Below are 16,557 nucleotides of genomic sequence, written 5' to 3' on the forward strand. Positions count from 1 at the left end.
GTGGTGTTGCTTCAACGCTACGAGCCGGGCCGACTGCACGACATCGGGGAAACCCCCCGATACGCTCTCAGGGATCCCCGACGGTGCCTTCGAACGGAGCGGCATGAACCTCACCTGGACCCTGCACGGCGACGGGAAGCGCGTGCTTCCCGGCCAGGTCGTCGCCCCCGGCGAGCGGCTCAGCTGGCCGCGCACGATCGGGCTCGGCGCCCAGCACGTGATCGCCATGTTCGGGGCGACGTTCCTCGTGCCGATCCTCACCGGATTCCCGCCGGCCACGACGGTCTTCTTCTCGGGCATCGGCACGATCCTGTTCCTCGTCATCACGCAGAACAAGGTGCCGAGCTACCTCGGGTCCTCGTTCGCGTTCATCGCCCCGATCACGGCTGCGCTGGCGGCGGGCAACGTCGCCGATCCGATGGGCGCTGCGCTGTTCGGCATCGTCGCGGTCGGCGTGCTGCTCGCCGCGATCGGGCTGCTCGTGCAGTGGCTCGGCACCGGCTGGATCGACGCGCTAATGCCGCCCGTCGTGGCCGGCGCGATCGTCGCGCTGATCGGGTTCAACCTCGCCCCGGCGGCCCGCGACAACTTCATGCAGGAGCCGCTGACGGCGTTCGTCACGCTCGCCGCGGTGATCGTCTCGAGCGTGCTCTTCCGCGGGCTGCTCGGACGCATGTCGATCCTCGTGGGGGTCGTGCTCGGATACGTCGTCGCTGCGCTGCTCGGCCAGGTCGACTACGGCCCGATCGAGGCGGCGGCCTGGGTGGGGCTCCCGACCTTCCACCTCCCGTCGAACCCGTTCGCGGATGCCGCGGTCTGGGGCTACCTGCCCGCGTTCCTGCCGGTCGTGCTCGTGCTCGTGGCCGAGAACGTCGGCCACATCAAGGGCGTCGCGCAGATGACGGATGCCTCGATCAACCGTTCGACCGGACGCGCGCTGTTCGCCGACGGGCTCGCGACGACCATCGCGGGCTTCTTCGGCGGCTCGGGCACGACCACGTACGGCGAGAACATCGGCGTCATGGCGGCGACGCGCGTCTACTCGACCGCGGCGTACTGGGTCGCGGGCGTCGTCGCGATCCTCCTCGGCCTCTCCCCCAAGTTCGGCGCGGTCATCAACACGATCCCGCCCGGCGTGCTCGGCGGGGTGACGACGGCCCTCTACGGCCTCATCGGCATCATCGGCGTGAAGATCTGGGTCGACAACCGGGTCGACTTCTCACGGCCGGTCAACCAGTTCACGGCGGCGACGGCGCTCATCATCGGCATCGCCGACTTCACGTTCGCGATCGGCGGCGTCTCGTTCAACGGCATCGCGCTCGGCACGATCGCGGCGATCGTGATCTACCACCTCATGAGCGCCATCGGTCGGGCGCGCGGCACCGACGACGTGCACGACGCCGAGGCGGCCGACCGCGCCGATTGACGACGCAGGAACACGGATGCCCCGTGGCCGGTCGGCCACGGGGCATCCGTCGTTCTCGGCCGGCTCAGGCGCCGAAGAGCGCCTCGATCGGGCCGCGCGCGAAGTACAGCACGAAGCCTGCCGCGACGATCCAGAGCAGCGGGCTGACGGTCTTGGCCTTGCCCGAGAGCGAGCGCACGACGACCCAGGCCACGAAGCCCGCGCCGATGCCGTTCGCGATCGAGTACGTGAGCGGCATCACGACGACGGTGAGGAACACGGGCAGCAGCACCGAGAAGTTGCTCAGGTCGAGGTCGCGGATCTGGGCCATCATCATGGCACCGACGATGACCAGGGCCGCAGCGGCGACCTCGCTCGGCACGATCTGCGCGAGCGGCGTGAGGAACATCGCGAGCAGGAACAGCACACCGGTGATGACGTTCGCGAAGCCGGTGCGCGCGCCCTCGCCGATGCCGGAGCCCGACTCGATGAAGACGGTGTTCGACGAGCCCGACGTGAAGCCGCCGGCGACGGCGCCGACGCCCTCGACGATGAGCGCGCTCTTCAGGCGCGGGAAGTTGCCCTTCGCGTCGGCGAGCCCGGCCTCCTTCGACAGACCCGTCATGGTGCCCATCGCGTCGAAGAAGTTCGTGAAGACGAGCGTGAAGACGAGCATGACGACGGTCAGGAAGCCGACCTTGCTGAAGTCGAAGCTGACGTCGCCGACCAGGCTGAGGTCGGGCACCGCGAACAGGCTGCCGTTCAGGGCGGGCACGGAGAGGCCCCAGCCGCCGGCGTTGTCGACGCTGGAGCCCAGGTGCCAGATCGCCTCGATGACGACGGCGAGCACGGTGCCCGTGACGAGGCCGATGAGCAGTGCGCCCTTCACCTTGCGAGCGACGAGCACGCCCGTCAGCAGCAGGGTGACGATGAAGACGAGGGTCGGCACGGTCGCGATCGAGCCGCCGATGCCGAGGCCGACGGGCGGCGAGTTCTGGCCGGTCGCCGTCACGAGGCCCGCGTCGACGAATCCGATGAACGCGATGAAGAGGCCGATGCCGACCGTGATCGCGATCTTCAGCTCGTAGGGCACGGCATCGAAGATCAGGCGGCGCAGGCCCGTCGCGGCGAGCAGCACGATGATGAGGCCGTTGATGACCACGAGGCCCATCGCCTCGGGCCAGGTGACCTGCCCGACGACGCTGAACGCGAGGAACGAGTTGATGCCGAGGCCGGCGGCGAACGCGAACGGGAGCCTCGCGACGAGGCCGAAGAGGATCGTCATGACGCCGGCGGTGAGGGCGGTCACGGCTGCCACCGCGGGGAACGCGAGGGTGTTGCCGTCGATGTCGGTGCCCGACGACAGGATGATCGGGTTCAGGACGACGATGTACGCCATCGTGATGAAGGTCACGAGGCCGCCGCGCACCTCGGTGCCGACCGTCGAACCGCGTTCGGTGATCTGGAAGAAGCGGTCGAATGCGCCGACGGGCTTCTCGCCGTCGGGTCGCGCGGTCTGGGCGGTTTCAGTGGTCATCCGGGAACCTTCGCTGAGGGACGGGCGCATTCGGGTGCGCCCGACGGTTGGACTGTCGGGAATTGAGTTATAGCAGCAGGACGGGGGTCAGCTGAAGATCTTGAACAGGTGCTCGCCGATGATGAGGTAGACGCCGACCAGCACGGCGATCGCGCTGATCGCGAAGCACGCCCACGCGCCGACGAGTGCGACCCGTTTCTGCCCGTCGGTCAGCGGGCTCTTGCGTGCGGCCTTCGCCGCGCGCTTCTCGGCCTTCTGCACCTCGGCCGGGGTCACGATCGTGATGGCGTCGGTGAACTCGGCGGGCGTGACGATGGGCGTGCGGCCCGAGATGGTGAGGAGCCGGATGCCGAGCGAGTACGCCGACACGACGATGCACGTGCTGACGAGGGACGCGACGAGCACGAGCAGGAAGGCGAGCCAGTCGATCACTTGGAGACCTTGCCCTTCTTCGGCTTCGGGTTGCGCTTGATCTTGACCGCGCGGCCCGAGTCGGCGACCTCGCTGACCACGTTGCTCGCGGACACCTCGTTGCGCTGCGACAGCAGGAAGATGGTGATGATGACGCCCGCGCCGAGGATCGCGTCGATGATGACGCCGATCGGGCCGAGGAGGGCGATGAACGCCGTGATCGCGCCGACGGCTCCCGCCGCCGGCAGGGTCAGCAGCCAGCCGACGCCGATGCGCCCGGCGGTGCGCCACCGCACCGTGGAGCCGCGGCGGCCGAGTCCCGACCCGATGACCGAGCCCGAGGCGACCTGCGTCGTCGAGAGCGCGAAGCCCACATGGCTCGAGGCGAGGATGGTGGCCGCGGTCGCCGTCTCGGCGGCGAAGCCCTGGGCGGGCTTGACGTCGGTGAGCCCGGTGCCGAGCGTGCGGATGATGCGCCATCCGCCCATGTAGGTGCCGAGTGCGATCGCGACGGCGCACGAGACGATGACCCACGTCTGCACCTCGTCGCCCGAGCTCTGGAGGCCGGCCGAGACGAGCATGAGCGTGATGACGCCCATGGTCTTCTGGGCGTCGTTGGTGCCGTGCGCGAGCGCGACGAGCGACGACGAGAAGATCTGCGCGTGGCGGAAACCGTCGCGGCCGTCGGGCTTGCCGTCGTAGCGCCGCGTGATCGCATAGGCGAGCTTCGTGGCGAGCCAGGCGACGAGCCCCGCGGTGAGCGGCGCGAGGATGGCGGGCAGGATCACCTTGGAGAGCACGACCGAGAAGTCGACCGCGTTCACGCCCGCACCCACGATCGCCGCGCCGATGAGGCCACCGAACAGGGCGTGGCTGGAGGAGGACGGCAGGCCGAGCAGCCAGGTGACCATGTTCCAGACGATGGCGCCGATCAGGCCCGCGAAGATGAGCTGAGGCGTGATCAGCACGCCGCCCTCGCCCTCGTTGATGATGCCGCCCGAGATGGTCTTCGCCACCTCGGTCGACAGGAACGCGCCGACGAGGTTGAGGATCGCGGCGAGGGTGACGGCGACCTTCGGCCGCAACGCGCCGGTGGCGATGGGGGTGGCCATCGCGTTGGCGGTGTCGTGGAAGCCGTTGGTGAAGTCGAAGAAGAGGGCCAGTGCGATGACCAGCACGACGATGAGGGTGAGATCCACCGGCGTCTTTCTTGGATCGGACTCGGATCGGTGTAGAAGAATCACCGGATGAACTGGCGAACGCCGACGACGATGAAGAACTGGCGAACGCCGGGTAAATCCTACGCGACGCTGTTGCGCTCCTCTACCACGCTCGCGAGGTCGGCGCCGAAGACGAAGGTGCGGCGAACCGTGCCCCCGTCGAGCACGCCGGGCAGCCAGAACCTGGCGTCGTCCCACATCGACGCGTACGGCACGTCGTCGAGCGCGAACCACGCGGGCTCCAGCTCGTCGGATGCCGCGGGCTCGCCGCTCCAGCGCCGGGCGACGAACACGCTGGACTCCTGGCTCCAGGCCTCGCGGTGCGGGAAGAGGTAGGTCAGCAGGCCGCGCGGCTCGAGGTCGGACGCCTCGACGCGGATGCCGGTCTCCTCGAGCACCTCGCGCGCCGCGGCATCCGTCGCCGACTCCCCCGGCTCGAGCTTGCCGCCGGGGCCGACGACGTTGCCGACGCCCAGGCCGTGCCGCTTGCGCCCGAGCAGCACCTCGGTGCGGCCGTCGCGCTCACGCAGCAGGTAGCAGACGCAGACCTGGGGCAGCGGCATCCGTTCGCCTCGATCCGGCTCGTTCGAACCCGTCGGACTCAGCCGAAGAGGATCTTCGCCTCGTCGTAGCGGTACTGCGGGACACGGTTCAGGCTGCCGACCGCGTCGGCGATCGAGACGGTCTCGATCGCGGTGCCATGGAGGGTCACCATGGAGCCCCAGGCGCCGTCGTAGACCGCGTCGACCGCGGCCATGCCGAGGCGCGTCGCGAGCACGCGGTCGAAGGCCGACGGCTCGCCGCCGCGCTGGATGTGTCCGAGCACCGTGGCACGCGATTCGATGCCCGTGCGCTCCTCGATCATGGGCGCGATGAGCTCGGCGATGCCGCCGAGGCGCGGGCGGTTGAACGCGTCGAGGCCCTTGTGCGAGTGCGCCTCGGTCATGTCGTCGAACTTGAAGCCCTCGGCGACGACGACCAGCGGCGCCCGGCCGCGCTCGCGCACCGACTCGACCCACTCGGCGATCTGCTCGATGCTCTGCGGCTGCTCGGGGATGAGGATCGCGTGCGCGCCGCCGGCCATGCCGGAGTGCAGGGCGATCCACCCGACGTGGCGGCCCATGACCTCGAGCACCATGCAGCGCCCGTGGGAATCGGCCGTGGTGCGCAGGCGGTCGATGGCCTCGGTCGCGATCTGCACGGCCGTGTCGAAGCCGAACGAGTAGTCGGTGGCCGCGAGGTCGTTGTCGATCGTCTTCGGCACGCCGATGACCTTGATGCCGCCCTCGTCGTAGAGGCGGCGCGCTGCGGTGAGCGTGCCCTCGCCGCCGATCGCGACGATGGCGTCGATGCCGTTGCGGTCGAGCATCGCCTGGATCTTCTCGGGGCCGCCGCCCTCGCCCTCGAACGGGTTGGTGCGGCTGGAGCCGAGGATCGTGCCGCCCTGCTTCGCGAGGCCGCGCACGTCGTGACGCACGATGGGCACGATGTCCTCTTCGACGACGCCGCGCCAACCGTTGCGAAAGCCGACGAACTCGGTGTCGTACGAGATGACGCCCTTCAGCACGGATCCGCGGATGACCGCGTTCAGTCCAGGGCAGTCGCCGCCAGAGGTGAGGATTCCGATCTTCATGACGCCTGGGACTCCTTGGTGCTTGGGGTGAACGTCGCTGGAGCCGCTTCATCGGGGCACGACTCCGGGAAGTCTAGCGAACCTCGACTTCCTGTTCGGAACGGTATAACTTAGCCATATGGCTCAGTATTCAGGGCTCGACGGGACGTTCCAGGCCCTCGCCGATCCGACCCGGCGCGCCGTCGTCCGACGACTCGGTGCGGGGCCGGCGAGCATCGGTGAGCTGGCGGCACCGTTCGACATGGCGCTGCCGTCGTTCATGAAGCACATCCGCTACCTCGAGCAGACGGGATGGGTGAGCACGCGCAAGACCGGTCGCGTGCGCACGTGCGTGCTCGAGCGCGAGCGGTTCGACGTGATCGAGACCTGGCTCGATGAGCAGCGAATCCTCTGGGAGGGCCGCACCGATCGGCTCGACCGATTCGTCACCGCCGCCGACGACCCCGCAGAGACCACGACCACCGCTCACGCCACCGCCGCCGGCACCGCAGGCACCGCCAGCACCGCAGGCAACGCCGGCACCGCCACGACCAACGACGAGGACTCCCCCGCATGACCGACACGACGCACCCCGAACTCGACCTGACCGTCTCGCGCATCATCCGAGCCCCGCGCCGCGCGGTCTGGAATGCCTGGACCGACCCGCGCGCCTTCGAGCAGTGGTGGGTGCCGGCGCCCGAGGTCTGCCGCGTGCTCGAGATGGACCTGCGCCCCGGCGGGGCGTTCCGCACCGAGTTCAGCCAGGACGGCGCCGAGTTCGGCCCGCACATCTCCGCGTGCTTCCTCGCGGTCGACGACCTCGAGCGCATCGTGTGGACCGACGCGCTCGTCGCGGGCTGGCGGCCGGCCGAGGCGTCGTTCGTGACCGCCGTGATCCGCATGCGCGACCACCCCGACGGCACCGAGTACACCGCGACCGCCATGCACGGCACGGCCGCCGATCGCGACCGGCACGATCAGCTCGGCTTCCACGACGGGTGGGGCACCGTTACCCGCCAGCTCGCCGAACTCGTCGAGCGGCGGGCCTGACGCTGACGACAACCTGACGCCGACGGCGCCCTGCCGCTACCGAACGCCGACGACTACAGCGCCCCGTCGAGCGCGGCGCGCAGCAGGTGCTGCAGGGCGTCGAGTTGCACCGAGTCGGCCGAGCCCGGCTCGACGTCCTGGCCGTCGAGTGCGCGGGCGGCGAGACCCTGCTTGGAGTCGATGAGCTCGGCGATGCGCGCGTCGATCGTGTGCGCGGCGATGATGCGCCACGCGGTGACCGGCTCGTCCTGGCCGATGCGGTGCACGCGGTCGATGGCCTGCGTCTGCTCGGCCGCGGTCCAGCTGAGCTCGGCGAGCACGACGTTCGATGCGGCCTGCAGGTTCACGCCGACGCCGGCTGCCGTGAGCGAGCAGACCGCCACCGCGACATCCGGATCGTTGTTGAAGGCGTCGATCGCGGCCTGGCGCTGCAGCGCGGTCTGGTCGCCGCGGAGCGACACGGTGCGCAGGTCGCGCGCGGCGAGCGCCGACTCGGCCTGGTCCATGACGTCGATGTGCTTGGCGAAGAAGACGACCTTGCCGACCGAGCGGGCGAGCTGGGCGGCGTAGTCGGCCGCGAGCCCCGCCTTGGCCTGGCCGATGCGGCGCACCATCGTGAAGACGTTCTCGCCCGACTTCGCGGACTTCGACTCCTCGAGCTCGGCGCTCGCGACGGCCCGGATGTACTGGTCGCGCTGCTCGTCGTCGAGGTCGCCGACGCGCAGGTGGCGAGCCTCGACGAGCGCGCGGAAGCGGCCGACGAGGCGGTTGCCGAGCTCGCGCTCCGCGGCCCGAACCGAGCGGCCGAGCTCGTCGTCGAGTTCGACGGGCAGGTCGGCGATGCGCTTGGCCGGCAGGTCGGCCGCGACGTCGACCTTGCGGCGGCGCACGATGCCGAGGTCGATGACCGTGCGGCGCGCGGCGGCGTAGAAGCCGGCCTCGGCGGGCGTGAGGCCGTTCTCCTCGAGCAGGCCGAGGAGCCTCGGCGACGGCTTGTCGCCGTCGATCCAGCCGAGGAACTGCCAGATCGCGCGGAAGTCGTCGACGTCGTTGATGAGCGGGGTACCCGTGAGGGCGAGCAGCAGCGGGTCGCCGCCGGGCGTGGCACGGCGGATGCGGTCGGCCAGCGCCAGCACGTTCTTCGAGCGCTGCGACTGCAGGTTCTTGATGAAGTGGGCCTCGTCGACGACCATGCCGCGGAACCCGAGGGTCGACAGCCAGGCCATGTGCCGGTCGAGCACGTCGTAGTTGACGACGACGACGTCGGCGAACGCGTCGAGCGTGTCGCCGTCGCCGTGGATCACCGTCGCGCGACGGTGCGGGGTCCACCGTTCGACCTCGCGGGCCCAGTTCATCTTCACGACGTTGGGCACGACCGCGAGCAGCGGGTAGGCATCGGAGACGGATGCCGCGAGCACCGACTGCGCGGTCTTGCCGAGTCCGGGCTCGTCGGCGAGCAGGAACGTGCGGTGCCCCTCGCGAGCGGACTCGATGAATCGGGCCTGGTGCTTCATGAGCTCGAGGCCGCGCGGCGCGAGCCGGTCGATCTTCGGCGCCTCTGGCAGTTCCATGGTGGCCGCCTGGCCGCCGGAGCCCTGCTCGAACGCCTTGAAGAGCGGGCCGAGCAGCTCCCAGTTCGCGAGGCGGCGCACGGGCGCCGGGGGCGGAGGCGGCGTCGAGAGGTCGGGCGCGAGGAACGGGTTCGCGAGCTGGCGCGATCGCACCGAGGCCGGGATCACCTGGTTCTCGGCGAGCACGGGCTTGACCTCGGCCTCGCGGGTGATGATGAGCTCGTCGGGGCTGAGCTCCGCACCCGACTCGAGCAGCCAGTCGCGACGGAAGCGCTGCGCGACCGTGGAGATCGAGGCATCCGGTTCGAGCAGCGTGATGAGGCTCGTGTCGCGCGCCGCGGTCTTCGCGAGGATCTGCGCGATGCCGTCGAGGCGCTTCAGCAGCTCGGGGCGCGAGCTGTCGGGCACGTCGGAGTCGGTCTTCACCCGCGCGCGCTCCTCGCGCATGAGGAGCGCGATGACCTGGAACTTCGTGCGGTTCGTCGGCCCGAGCTTGCCCTTCTGGGCCTTCTGCTCGACCTCGCGCACCTTGCGGGCGAGGATCGGGATGATGGGTGCGTCGTCGTCGCGCGAACGCGTTCGCTGACGCTGCCTCGTCTGGGCCATGATCCTCCGGGGTATCGGGGCTCGTCTCTGGGCGCCTGCCCGTCACCGATCGCGATGGCCGGCACCGCTCGGCGCATCGCGTGATGCGGCCGGGTGCGGTACGGGCGAACCATTGCTCGAGGAGGAGCACTGCTCGAGGGGAAACACTGTCCGAGCAGCATGCGGGCGGAGCTCGCATGGTCGGACGAAGAACGGGGTTCGCCTGGGCGCAGACCCCATTCTAGCCGCAGAGCGCCGGATGCCGCGAGAACACGCGCGGAAACGCTCAGCCGGCCACGTGCACGGCGTAGCTGAGGAGGAAGCCCGAGGTCGCGAGCAGCCCCGTGTAGGCATGGGTCGTGCGGAACGCCTCGGGGATCATCGTGTCGCAGATCATGGCGAGGATCGCGCCGGCCGCGAGCGCCGTGATGAACGCGGTGGTGCCGCCGCTCGCGCCGTCGAGCAGCACGAAACCGAGCAGCGAGGCGAGGGCGCTCGCGAGGGCGATGCCCGTCCAGAGGAGGAACACGTACCGCGCCGAACGGCCCTCGTCCTTCAGCGCCGCGGTGCTCGAGAGCCCCTCGGGCACGTTGGAGATGATGATGGCCACGAGCACGGGCACGCTCACGCCGTTGCCGCCGACCATGCTGAGGCCGAGCACGGCCGATTCGGGGATGCCGTCGAGCAGGGCGCCGAGCGCGATGCCGATGCCCGTTCCGGAGTTCTCGCCCGAGCCGCGCCGGTTGCGCTGGTCGAGCCGGTCGAGCAGGTTGTTCGCGAACACGTAGACGATCGCGCCGACCGCGAAGCCGCCGACGGTGGGCCAGAACCCGCCCTCGCCCTGCGCCTCGAGTACGAGGTCGAAGGCGAGTGCCGAGATGAGCACTCCCGAGCCGAACGCCATGACCGAGGCGACGATCGTCGTCGGCACCTTGACCTTCCAGGCGATGACGGCGCCGACGAGCAGCGCGCCGCCCGCGACGAGGCCGGCGACCGCGGCCCAGAACCAGTCACCCATGAGCCCGGACCTCCGCCTCGGACCTCGCCTCAGACACCGCCGCCGCCACCACCGCCGCCACCGCCGCCCGACGAGCCGCCGCCACCGGAGCCCGACGACGACGAACTCGACGACGAGCCCGACCACGAGGTGGTCGACGTCGTGGTGAACGACGAGACGGCGACCGAGAACCGGGCCGCGTCGAACGCCGAGGTGCCCGCGTACCAGCCGGGCTCCCGTCCGCTCACCTCGTAGAGGGAGGCGAGCTCGCGCAGCCACTGCTTCTCGAGGCCGAAGAGCGCCGCGTACGGCAGTAGTCGCTCGGTCAGTCGCAGCACCTCGGCGGGGTCGGTCGCGGTGACGGATGCCGCGGCGGTCGTCGCGGCATCCGTCGACGTCGGCACCGGACCGCGAAGGGGGTCGCGCAGCGCACCGCTCGGGCTCTGCAGCATGCGGATGCGGTCGGCCTCCGCGAGGCGGATGAAGAGGCGCAGGCCTTCGAGGTGGTCGCGCACGCGCCGGCCCTCGACCGTGAGCGGCCTCACCCCCGCGACCGCGACGCCGGCGGCGAGCGCGAACAGCACGCCCGCGATGAGCGCGAGCAGCGGCCAGAGCCCGCCCATGACCTGCTCGAGCGCGACGACCGCCGCGATGAAGCCGAGCACGGCGGCGGCGAACGCGAAGACCGCGATGAGGATGCGGCCTCCCAGCGCCGGGCTCCGCCTGAGGCCGGAGCTGACGGCGCGACTCGCGACCGCCTTGCGGATCGAGAGCAGGCGCTGCCCGAGCGTCGTCGACTTCGAACTCAACGAACGTTCCTGGCCGATGGTCGGGTGGTCGCTGAAGAGGGCGCGCACGACGGACTGCGCGTCGAGGTCGCCGAGCGGGCCGCCCGTGAACTGCACGGAGTACTGCGTGCCGCCGCGATCGACGATGCGCACCTCGCCGGCGACCGCGCGCTCGAGGATCGTCGCCGTGACGCCCCGCGACGGCTGGCCGACGAGGTCGGCGGCGGTCAGTGCGCTGACGCCTTCGGGCGGCTCGTACTGCGCGATGATCGTGCCCCGCGGCGCGCTGCGCCACCGGGTCAGGCGCAGCACGAGCGCGAGCACGAACAGCACGAAGGCGATGAACGCGCAGACGGCCGAGGTGATCGCGGCCGGCGACGATGCGAACGCCTCGTCGCGAGGCACGAACGTGCCGGGCTCGAAGGCGACGGAGATCGTGAGGTTCTCGTACGGGCCGATGCCGGTCGACTGTGCGACGAGCAGGGGCTGCTCGTCCGTCTCGCCGACCTGCAGCGTCTCGCACGGCGTGCCGGCACCGGCACCGCCGCGGTAGCACGCGGCATCCCCTGCGAAGGCCGCGGCGAGCGCCGCGTCGACCCGCAGCTCGGCACGCACGACCCCGAACGGCTGCGCCCACCCGGTGCCGTTGACATCCCAGTAGAACTCGTCGATCGCGGCGTCGTCCGGCTGGAGGGTGACATTGTGCTGGCGGTACGAGATGACGTACGTCTGCTCGCCGTGCACGTAGTCGGAGCCGGCGATCGTGACGAGCAGGAACTCGCCGTCGTCGTCCTCTTCGGTGTCGAACGCGCGCGGCTGACCCGCGGCATCCGTCACCGACTGCACCTGGACGTCGACGGGGTGACCGTCGTAGTCGAGCGGGATCGCACGGCGGATGCCGCGGTTCTGGTCGAACTCGGGGAACAGTGCGACGAGCGTCTCGGTCGTGTCGAGCACCGAGCGGCCGCCCTCGCCGCGGCCGAGCTCGTAGTCCGCGTCGAAGGACTGGAACGTGAAGTCGTCGACGCCGGCGGGAACCAGCGCGACCGGTGCGGGAACGGCCGAGGCGGATGCCGCGTCCACCGGCACGGCGGTCGCCACCGCGGCGGGCGCGACCGCGACGAGCAGTGCGAGCATCGCTGCCGCGGCACCGCGGAGCAGGCTCGTCGTCATGCGCCAACGCTAGCGCCTCGGGTCGACCCTGGTCGATCGGGCGCACAGCGTAACCGGTACCCCCCGGGGTACCTGCGCGCGGGGATTACGATGGAAGGGTGATCGAGGACATCAAGAAGCGCGCCCTGCACCGCACGAAGATCATCGAGGGCCAGCTGCGCGGCATCGAGAAGATGATCGAGAACGAGGACTACTGCGTCGACATCATCACGCTCTCGCTCGCCGTGCAGAAGTCGCTCGGGTCGCTCAACAAGCTGCTCGTCGAGAACCACCTGCGCACGCACGTGAGCGAGATGTACGAGGCGGGCGGCGAGCAGCGCGAGGCCGCGGTCGCGGAGCTGATCCGCATCTTCGAGCTGTCGAACAACCGTGGGTGATGCGGCGCTCCTGAGCCTGCTCACGAGCCGTCCCCTCGTCGTCGACGGCGGGCTCGGCACGCTGCTCACCGATCGAGGGGCGGATGTCACGGCTCCACTCTGGAGCGCGCAGACCCTTCTCGAGCAGCCCGACGCGATCCTCGCCGCACACCGCGACTACTTCGAGGCGGGTGCAGACGTCGCCGTCACGGCGTCGTACCAGGTGTCCGAGTCCGGCTTCGCGGCGGCCGGCCGCGACGCCCGTGAGGCGCGGCGCATGCTCGCCCGCAGCGTCGAACTCGCCGCGCGCGCCCGCGACGAGGCAGGTCATGGCTGGGTCGCCGCCTCGATCGGGCCATACGGCGCCTCGCTCGCCGACGGCTCGGAGTACCGCGGCGACGACGGCCTCGACGTCGCCGAGCTGCGAGCCTGGCACCACGACCGGCTGCGGCTGCTGGCCGATGCGGGCGCCGACCTCATCGCCGTCGAGACGATCCCCTCGCTCCGCGAGGTCGAGGCGCTCGTGCTCGAACTCGAGGGCGCCGGCATCCGCGCCTGGGTCTCGGTGACGCCCGACGGCGAGCGCCTGCGCACGGGCGAGCCGCTCGCCGACGCGTTCGGGCTCGCTGCGGCATCCGCCGACGTGATCGCCGTCGGCGTCAACTGCTGCCCGCCCGACCAGGTGCGGGGCGCCGTCGAGATCGCCCGCTCGGTGACCGACAAGCCCGTCGTGGCCTACCCGAACAGCGGCGAGGCCTGGGATGCGGTCGCGCGCACCTGGCACGGCACCGCCGGCTTCGACGTGGGCCTCGTGCGCAGCTGGCGCGACGCGGGTGCGAACCTGATCGGCGGATGCTGCCGCACCGGGCCGGCCGACATCGCGGCGATCGCCGCGGCGCTCGCCTGACGGGCGCTCCCCCGGCCGGCACTCCCCCGGCCGGCACTCCCCCGGCCGGTGCGCGAGACCTCAGGTGCCGGGCGCAGTCACGGCGAGCCACTCGTCGAGCTCGCTCGGCTCGTCGGTGATGATGCCGTCGACGCCGAGCGCGCCGACCTCCTGCCAGCGCTCGTGCGAGTTGAGCGTGTAGCAGAGCACCGCGACCTCGGCCTCGTGCAGTGCCTCGAGCGCCTGCGGCTGCGCGGTGACGGATGCCGCGGTCGTGCCGAAGCCGACGAGTCCCAGTCGTTGCGCGAGCGGCACCGGGTCGGCCGGCAACTCGCGGATCAGCATGATGCGCGGCGTCGACGGCGACACCCGCTGCAGGGCGAAGAGCGTCTCGAGGCTGAAGCTCTGCAGCACCACGCGCCCGCGCAGGCCGTGGCGCTCGATGCGATCCACGACCGTGCGCACCTCGTCGGCCGTCCAGTCGGCCTTGAGTTCGACGAGCGCCCTGGCGTCGGGTCGCTCGGCCAGGGCCGTGAAGAACGCGTCGAGCGTCGGCATCCGCTCCCCTGCGAACTCGGCGCCGTACCAGGCGCCGACGTCGAGCCGGCGCAGGTCGGCGGCGTCGAGGTCGCCGACCGAGCGGTGGTCGCCCGTGATGCGCTCGAGGTCGGTGTCGTGGAAGAGCATCGGCACGCCGTCGCGGCTGAGCTGCACGTCGGTCTCGACGTAGGCGAGGCGGTCCATGGCGAGCTCGAGCGAGGTCATCGTGTTCTCGGGCGCGGAGGCGCGATCGCCGCGGTGCCCGACGATGAACGCCGGCTCTCCGGGGCCGCGGAGCGCGCCGAAGACGTCGCGGGCCGTGGCGCTCGTCGGGATGCCGGTGATGATGAGCAGCAGCGAGACCGTCGCCACGCCGACCGCGCCGAGCAGCACGCGGACCGGGCGCCTCGGCGGGTGCGCGAGGCGGTGCAGGAGCCGGCCCGGCAGTCGGGCGCCGGGCGCGTCACCGGGCGATGCGGTCGGGTTCGTCGTGTGGGCGTCGAGGTCGTTCGGGTCGTCTTGACGCAGCGCGATCGTCGGGGCGATCGCACGGATGGTGCGAGTCACGGGTTCGGGCCTTTCCACCGTTCGCGCGGCTTTGCGCGGCGGTGCCCGTCACTCTAGCAAAGAGCGTTACCGTTTCGTTACCTTTTTTCGGCGGGTGCGTCGCCGGGCATCGGATGCCGCGTCACTCGCGTTCGTCGGCCTCGGCCTCGGCCGTGATGCGGTTCGCCATGCCGGCGAAGATCACCCCGTGGAACGGCAGGATCCCCCACCAGTACAGCCGGCCCGGCAGGCCCTTCGGGAAGAACACGGCACGCTGCCGGTAGCGCGAGCCACCCGGCGCATCGGACGCCGACAGCTCGAGCCAGGCCCGGCCCGGCACCCGCATCTCGGCCCGCAGCCGCAGGAACGCGCCGCGCTCGATGGCCTCGACCCGCCAGAAGTCGACCGCGTCGCCGACATGGAGCGTCTCGGGATCGAGGCGGCCGCGGCGGAGGCCGACGCCCCCCGTGAGCTTGTCGATCCACCCGCGCAGCGCCCACGCGAGCGGGAACGAGTACCAGCCGTTCTCGCCGCCCACGCCCTCGACGACCCGCCACAGCGCCGCGGGCGTCGCAGACGTCTCGCGCTCGCGCTCGTCGACGTAGACCGTGTGCCCCGACCAGTCGGGGTCGCTCGGCAGCGGATCGCTGGGCGCGCCGGCGACCTCGGCGTTGCGCCAGCTCGTCTCGACCTCGCCCTCGCGCTCGCGGTCGAGCGCCAGGCGGACCGCGGTGCGATAGGGCAGCAGCCCCTCGGCGGGCGGCGGGATCACGGCGTCGATGTCGTGGTCGTGCACGACGCAGTCGAACTGCAGCGACTCGATGATGGGCACCGCGAGGCGGCGCGGGATCGGCGTCACGAGGTTGACCCACTGGCCCGCCAGCCAAGGCGTCAGCACCGGCAGTGCGGCGATCGGCCGCTGCCGCAGGCCGGCCTCGACCGCGTAGCCGTTCATGAGCTGGCCGTAGCGGTACACGTCGGGTCCGCCGATGTCGAACGCCCGATTCACGTCTGACGGGACCTCGATCGCCGCGATCAGGTAGTGCAGCACGTCGCGCACCGCGATCGGCTGGATGAAGCTGCGCACCCAGCGCGGGGCCGGCATGTACGGCAGCACCTCGGTCAGGTGCCGGATCATCTCGAACGACGTCGAACCGGATCCGATGACGACGCCCGCCTGCAGCACGATCGTCGGCACGCCGGAGCCCAGCAGGATCTCGCCGACCGCGGCGCGCGAGCGCAGGTGCCTCGACAGCGGCCGCCCCTCGGGGTGCAGGCCGCCGAGGTACACGATGCGGCGCACGCCGTGCCGGAACGCCGCGTCGCCGACGTTGCGCGCGATCGCGAGCTCGGCCTCCTCGAAGTCGCCGCGCGCGCCCATCGAGTGCACGAGGTAGTACACCGCCTCGATGCCGGACATCGCGGCGTCGACCGCCGCAGCATCGGCGAGATCACCGGCGACGACGTCGAGCGAGGCGGCCCACGGCACGTCGCGCAGGCGTTCGGGCCGGCGCACGAGAACGCGCACCTCATGCCCCGCCGCGAGCAGGCGCGGCACCAGCCGGCCACCGATGTACCCGGTCGCCCCCGTCACGAGGATTCGCACGATGCCCCCTCGCGTCGAGATGCTCGGCGGTCAGCCGCGCTCGTTCCCCCGACGATAGTTGCCGCTCGCCCTCGCCAACAGGTGCTGCACCCGGGAATCGTCTGCACGTTGCAGCGCATCGATGAGCCGGGCGGCGTCGTGGCCGCCCACCGTCATCACGGGCCGGCCGCCGCGATACACGATCACGCCGCCGCGGCCCGTGAGCCGGTAGTCGAACGGGTCGGACTCGAGCCGGCCCCGCTCGTCGGAGGCACCGTCGCGTCCGGACACGAGC

General features: G+C 71.1%; 16 protein-coding genes. 5 read left to right on the forward strand and 11 right to left on the reverse strand.

The features are described 5' to 3' along the window. Positions 1-103: 103 nt before the first annotated feature. Positions 104-1,426 carry a uracil-xanthine permease family protein gene (locus ASE68_RS12735; RefSeq protein WP_055859201.1) on the forward strand — a complete coding sequence of 441 codons (1,323 nt, stop codon included), beginning with the start codon at positions 104-106 and terminating at the stop codon, positions 1,424-1,426. Between the two features lie 64 nt (positions 1,427-1,490). Here ASE68_RS12735 and ASE68_RS12740 read toward each other — a convergent pair whose 3' ends face one another. From ASE68_RS12740 to ASE68_RS12760, 5 genes are all read right to left on the reverse strand, one after another. Continuing rightward, positions 1,491-2,942: an NCS2 family permease gene (locus ASE68_RS12740; protein ID WP_055859204.1), complete on the reverse strand. Its 1,452-nt coding sequence runs from the start codon at positions 2,940-2,942 to the stop codon at positions 1,491-1,493. A gap of 87 nt (positions 2,943-3,029) precedes the next feature. Continuing rightward, positions 3,030-3,374: a hypothetical protein gene (locus ASE68_RS12745; RefSeq protein ID WP_055859206.1), complete on the reverse strand. Its 345-nt coding sequence runs from the start codon at positions 3,372-3,374 to the stop codon at positions 3,030-3,032. Next, positions 3,371-4,552, reverse strand: coding sequence for an inorganic phosphate transporter (locus ASE68_RS12750; RefSeq protein WP_055859209.1), 1,182 nt, complete (start codon positions 4,550-4,552; stop codon positions 3,371-3,373). The genes ASE68_RS12745 and ASE68_RS12750 overlap by 4 nt, the downstream gene beginning before the upstream one ends. Before the next feature lie 101 nt (positions 4,553-4,653). Then, the gene (locus ASE68_RS12755) at positions 4,654-5,136 is read right to left on the reverse strand and encodes an 8-oxo-dGTP diphosphatase (protein WP_055859212.1); all 483 of its coding nucleotides are present in this window, start codon (positions 5,134-5,136) and stop codon (positions 4,654-4,656) included. A gap of 38 nt (positions 5,137-5,174) precedes the next feature. Continuing rightward, positions 5,175-6,206: a 6-phosphofructokinase gene (locus ASE68_RS12760; RefSeq protein ID WP_055859215.1), complete on the reverse strand. Its 1,032-nt coding sequence runs from the start codon at positions 6,204-6,206 to the stop codon at positions 5,175-5,177. 118 nt (positions 6,207-6,324) lie between these two features. On the opposite strand from ASE68_RS12760, the gene ASE68_RS12765 reads away from it, so the two are divergent. Beyond that, positions 6,325-6,762 carry a helix-turn-helix transcriptional regulator gene (locus ASE68_RS12765; protein ID WP_082462227.1) on the forward strand — a complete coding sequence of 146 codons (438 nt, stop codon included), beginning with the start codon at positions 6,325-6,327 and terminating at the stop codon, positions 6,760-6,762. After that, on the forward strand, positions 6,759-7,235 hold the full coding sequence (locus ASE68_RS12770; RefSeq protein ID WP_055859217.1) for an SRPBCC family protein: 477 nt from the start codon (positions 6,759-6,761) through the stop codon (positions 7,233-7,235). Before ASE68_RS12765 ends, ASE68_RS12770 begins: the two co-directional genes overlap by 4 nt. A gap of 53 nt (positions 7,236-7,288) precedes the next feature. On the opposite strand, the gene ASE68_RS12775 is transcribed toward ASE68_RS12770, so the two are convergent. From ASE68_RS12775 to ASE68_RS12785, 3 genes are all read right to left on the reverse strand, one after another. After that, positions 7,289-9,412: a DEAD/DEAH box helicase gene (locus tag ASE68_RS12775; protein WP_055859221.1), complete on the reverse strand. Its 2,124-nt coding sequence runs from the start codon at positions 9,410-9,412 to the stop codon at positions 7,289-7,291. 265 nt (positions 9,413-9,677) lie between these two features. Further along, a complete protein-coding gene (locus ASE68_RS12780) occupies positions 9,678-10,409 on the reverse strand; it encodes a ZIP family metal transporter (RefSeq protein ID WP_055859224.1) in 732 nt (243 codons plus the stop codon). Positions 10,410-10,438: 29 nt separating this feature from the next. Further along, positions 10,439-12,349 carry a DUF2207 domain-containing protein gene (locus ASE68_RS12785; RefSeq protein WP_055859227.1) on the reverse strand — a complete coding sequence of 637 codons (1,911 nt, stop codon included), beginning with the start codon at positions 12,347-12,349 and terminating at the stop codon, positions 10,439-10,441. Positions 12,350-12,447: 98 nt separating this feature from the next. Between ASE68_RS12785 and ASE68_RS12790 the strand changes: the two genes are divergently transcribed. Beyond that, a complete protein-coding gene (locus ASE68_RS12790) occupies positions 12,448-12,726 on the forward strand; it encodes a metal-sensitive transcriptional regulator (RefSeq protein ID WP_055859231.1) in 279 nt (92 codons plus the stop codon). Next, positions 12,719-13,612, forward strand: a complete 894-nt coding sequence (mmuM, locus tag ASE68_RS12795) for a homocysteine S-methyltransferase (RefSeq protein ID WP_235480853.1) — start codon at positions 12,719-12,721, stop codon at positions 13,610-13,612. Before ASE68_RS12790 ends, mmuM begins: the two co-directional genes overlap by 8 nt. A 60-nt stretch (positions 13,613-13,672) precedes the next feature. Here mmuM and ASE68_RS12800 read toward each other — a convergent pair whose 3' ends face one another. The 3 genes from ASE68_RS12800 to ASE68_RS12810 form a co-directional block, all read right to left on the reverse strand. Then, the gene (locus ASE68_RS12800) at positions 13,673-14,698 is read right to left on the reverse strand and encodes a glycerophosphodiester phosphodiesterase family protein (RefSeq protein WP_055859232.1); all 1,026 of its coding nucleotides are present in this window, start codon (positions 14,696-14,698) and stop codon (positions 13,673-13,675) included. 121 nt (positions 14,699-14,819) lie between these two features. Next, positions 14,820-16,283 carry an SDR family oxidoreductase gene (locus ASE68_RS12805; RefSeq protein ID WP_082462228.1) on the reverse strand — a complete coding sequence of 488 codons (1,464 nt, stop codon included), beginning with the start codon at positions 16,281-16,283 and terminating at the stop codon, positions 14,820-14,822. A 30-nt stretch (positions 16,284-16,313) separates the two neighbouring features. After that, the gene (locus ASE68_RS12810; protein ID WP_055859237.1) at positions 16,314-16,553 is read right to left on the reverse strand and encodes a hypothetical protein; all 240 of its coding nucleotides are present in this window, start codon (positions 16,551-16,553) and stop codon (positions 16,314-16,316) included. Between the last annotated feature and the right edge of the window lie 4 nt (positions 16,554-16,557).

Origin of the sequence: Agromyces sp. Leaf222, assembly GCF_001421565.1 — a bacterium.
Taxonomy (GTDB): domain Bacteria; phylum Actinomycetota; class Actinomycetes; order Actinomycetales; family Microbacteriaceae; genus Agromyces.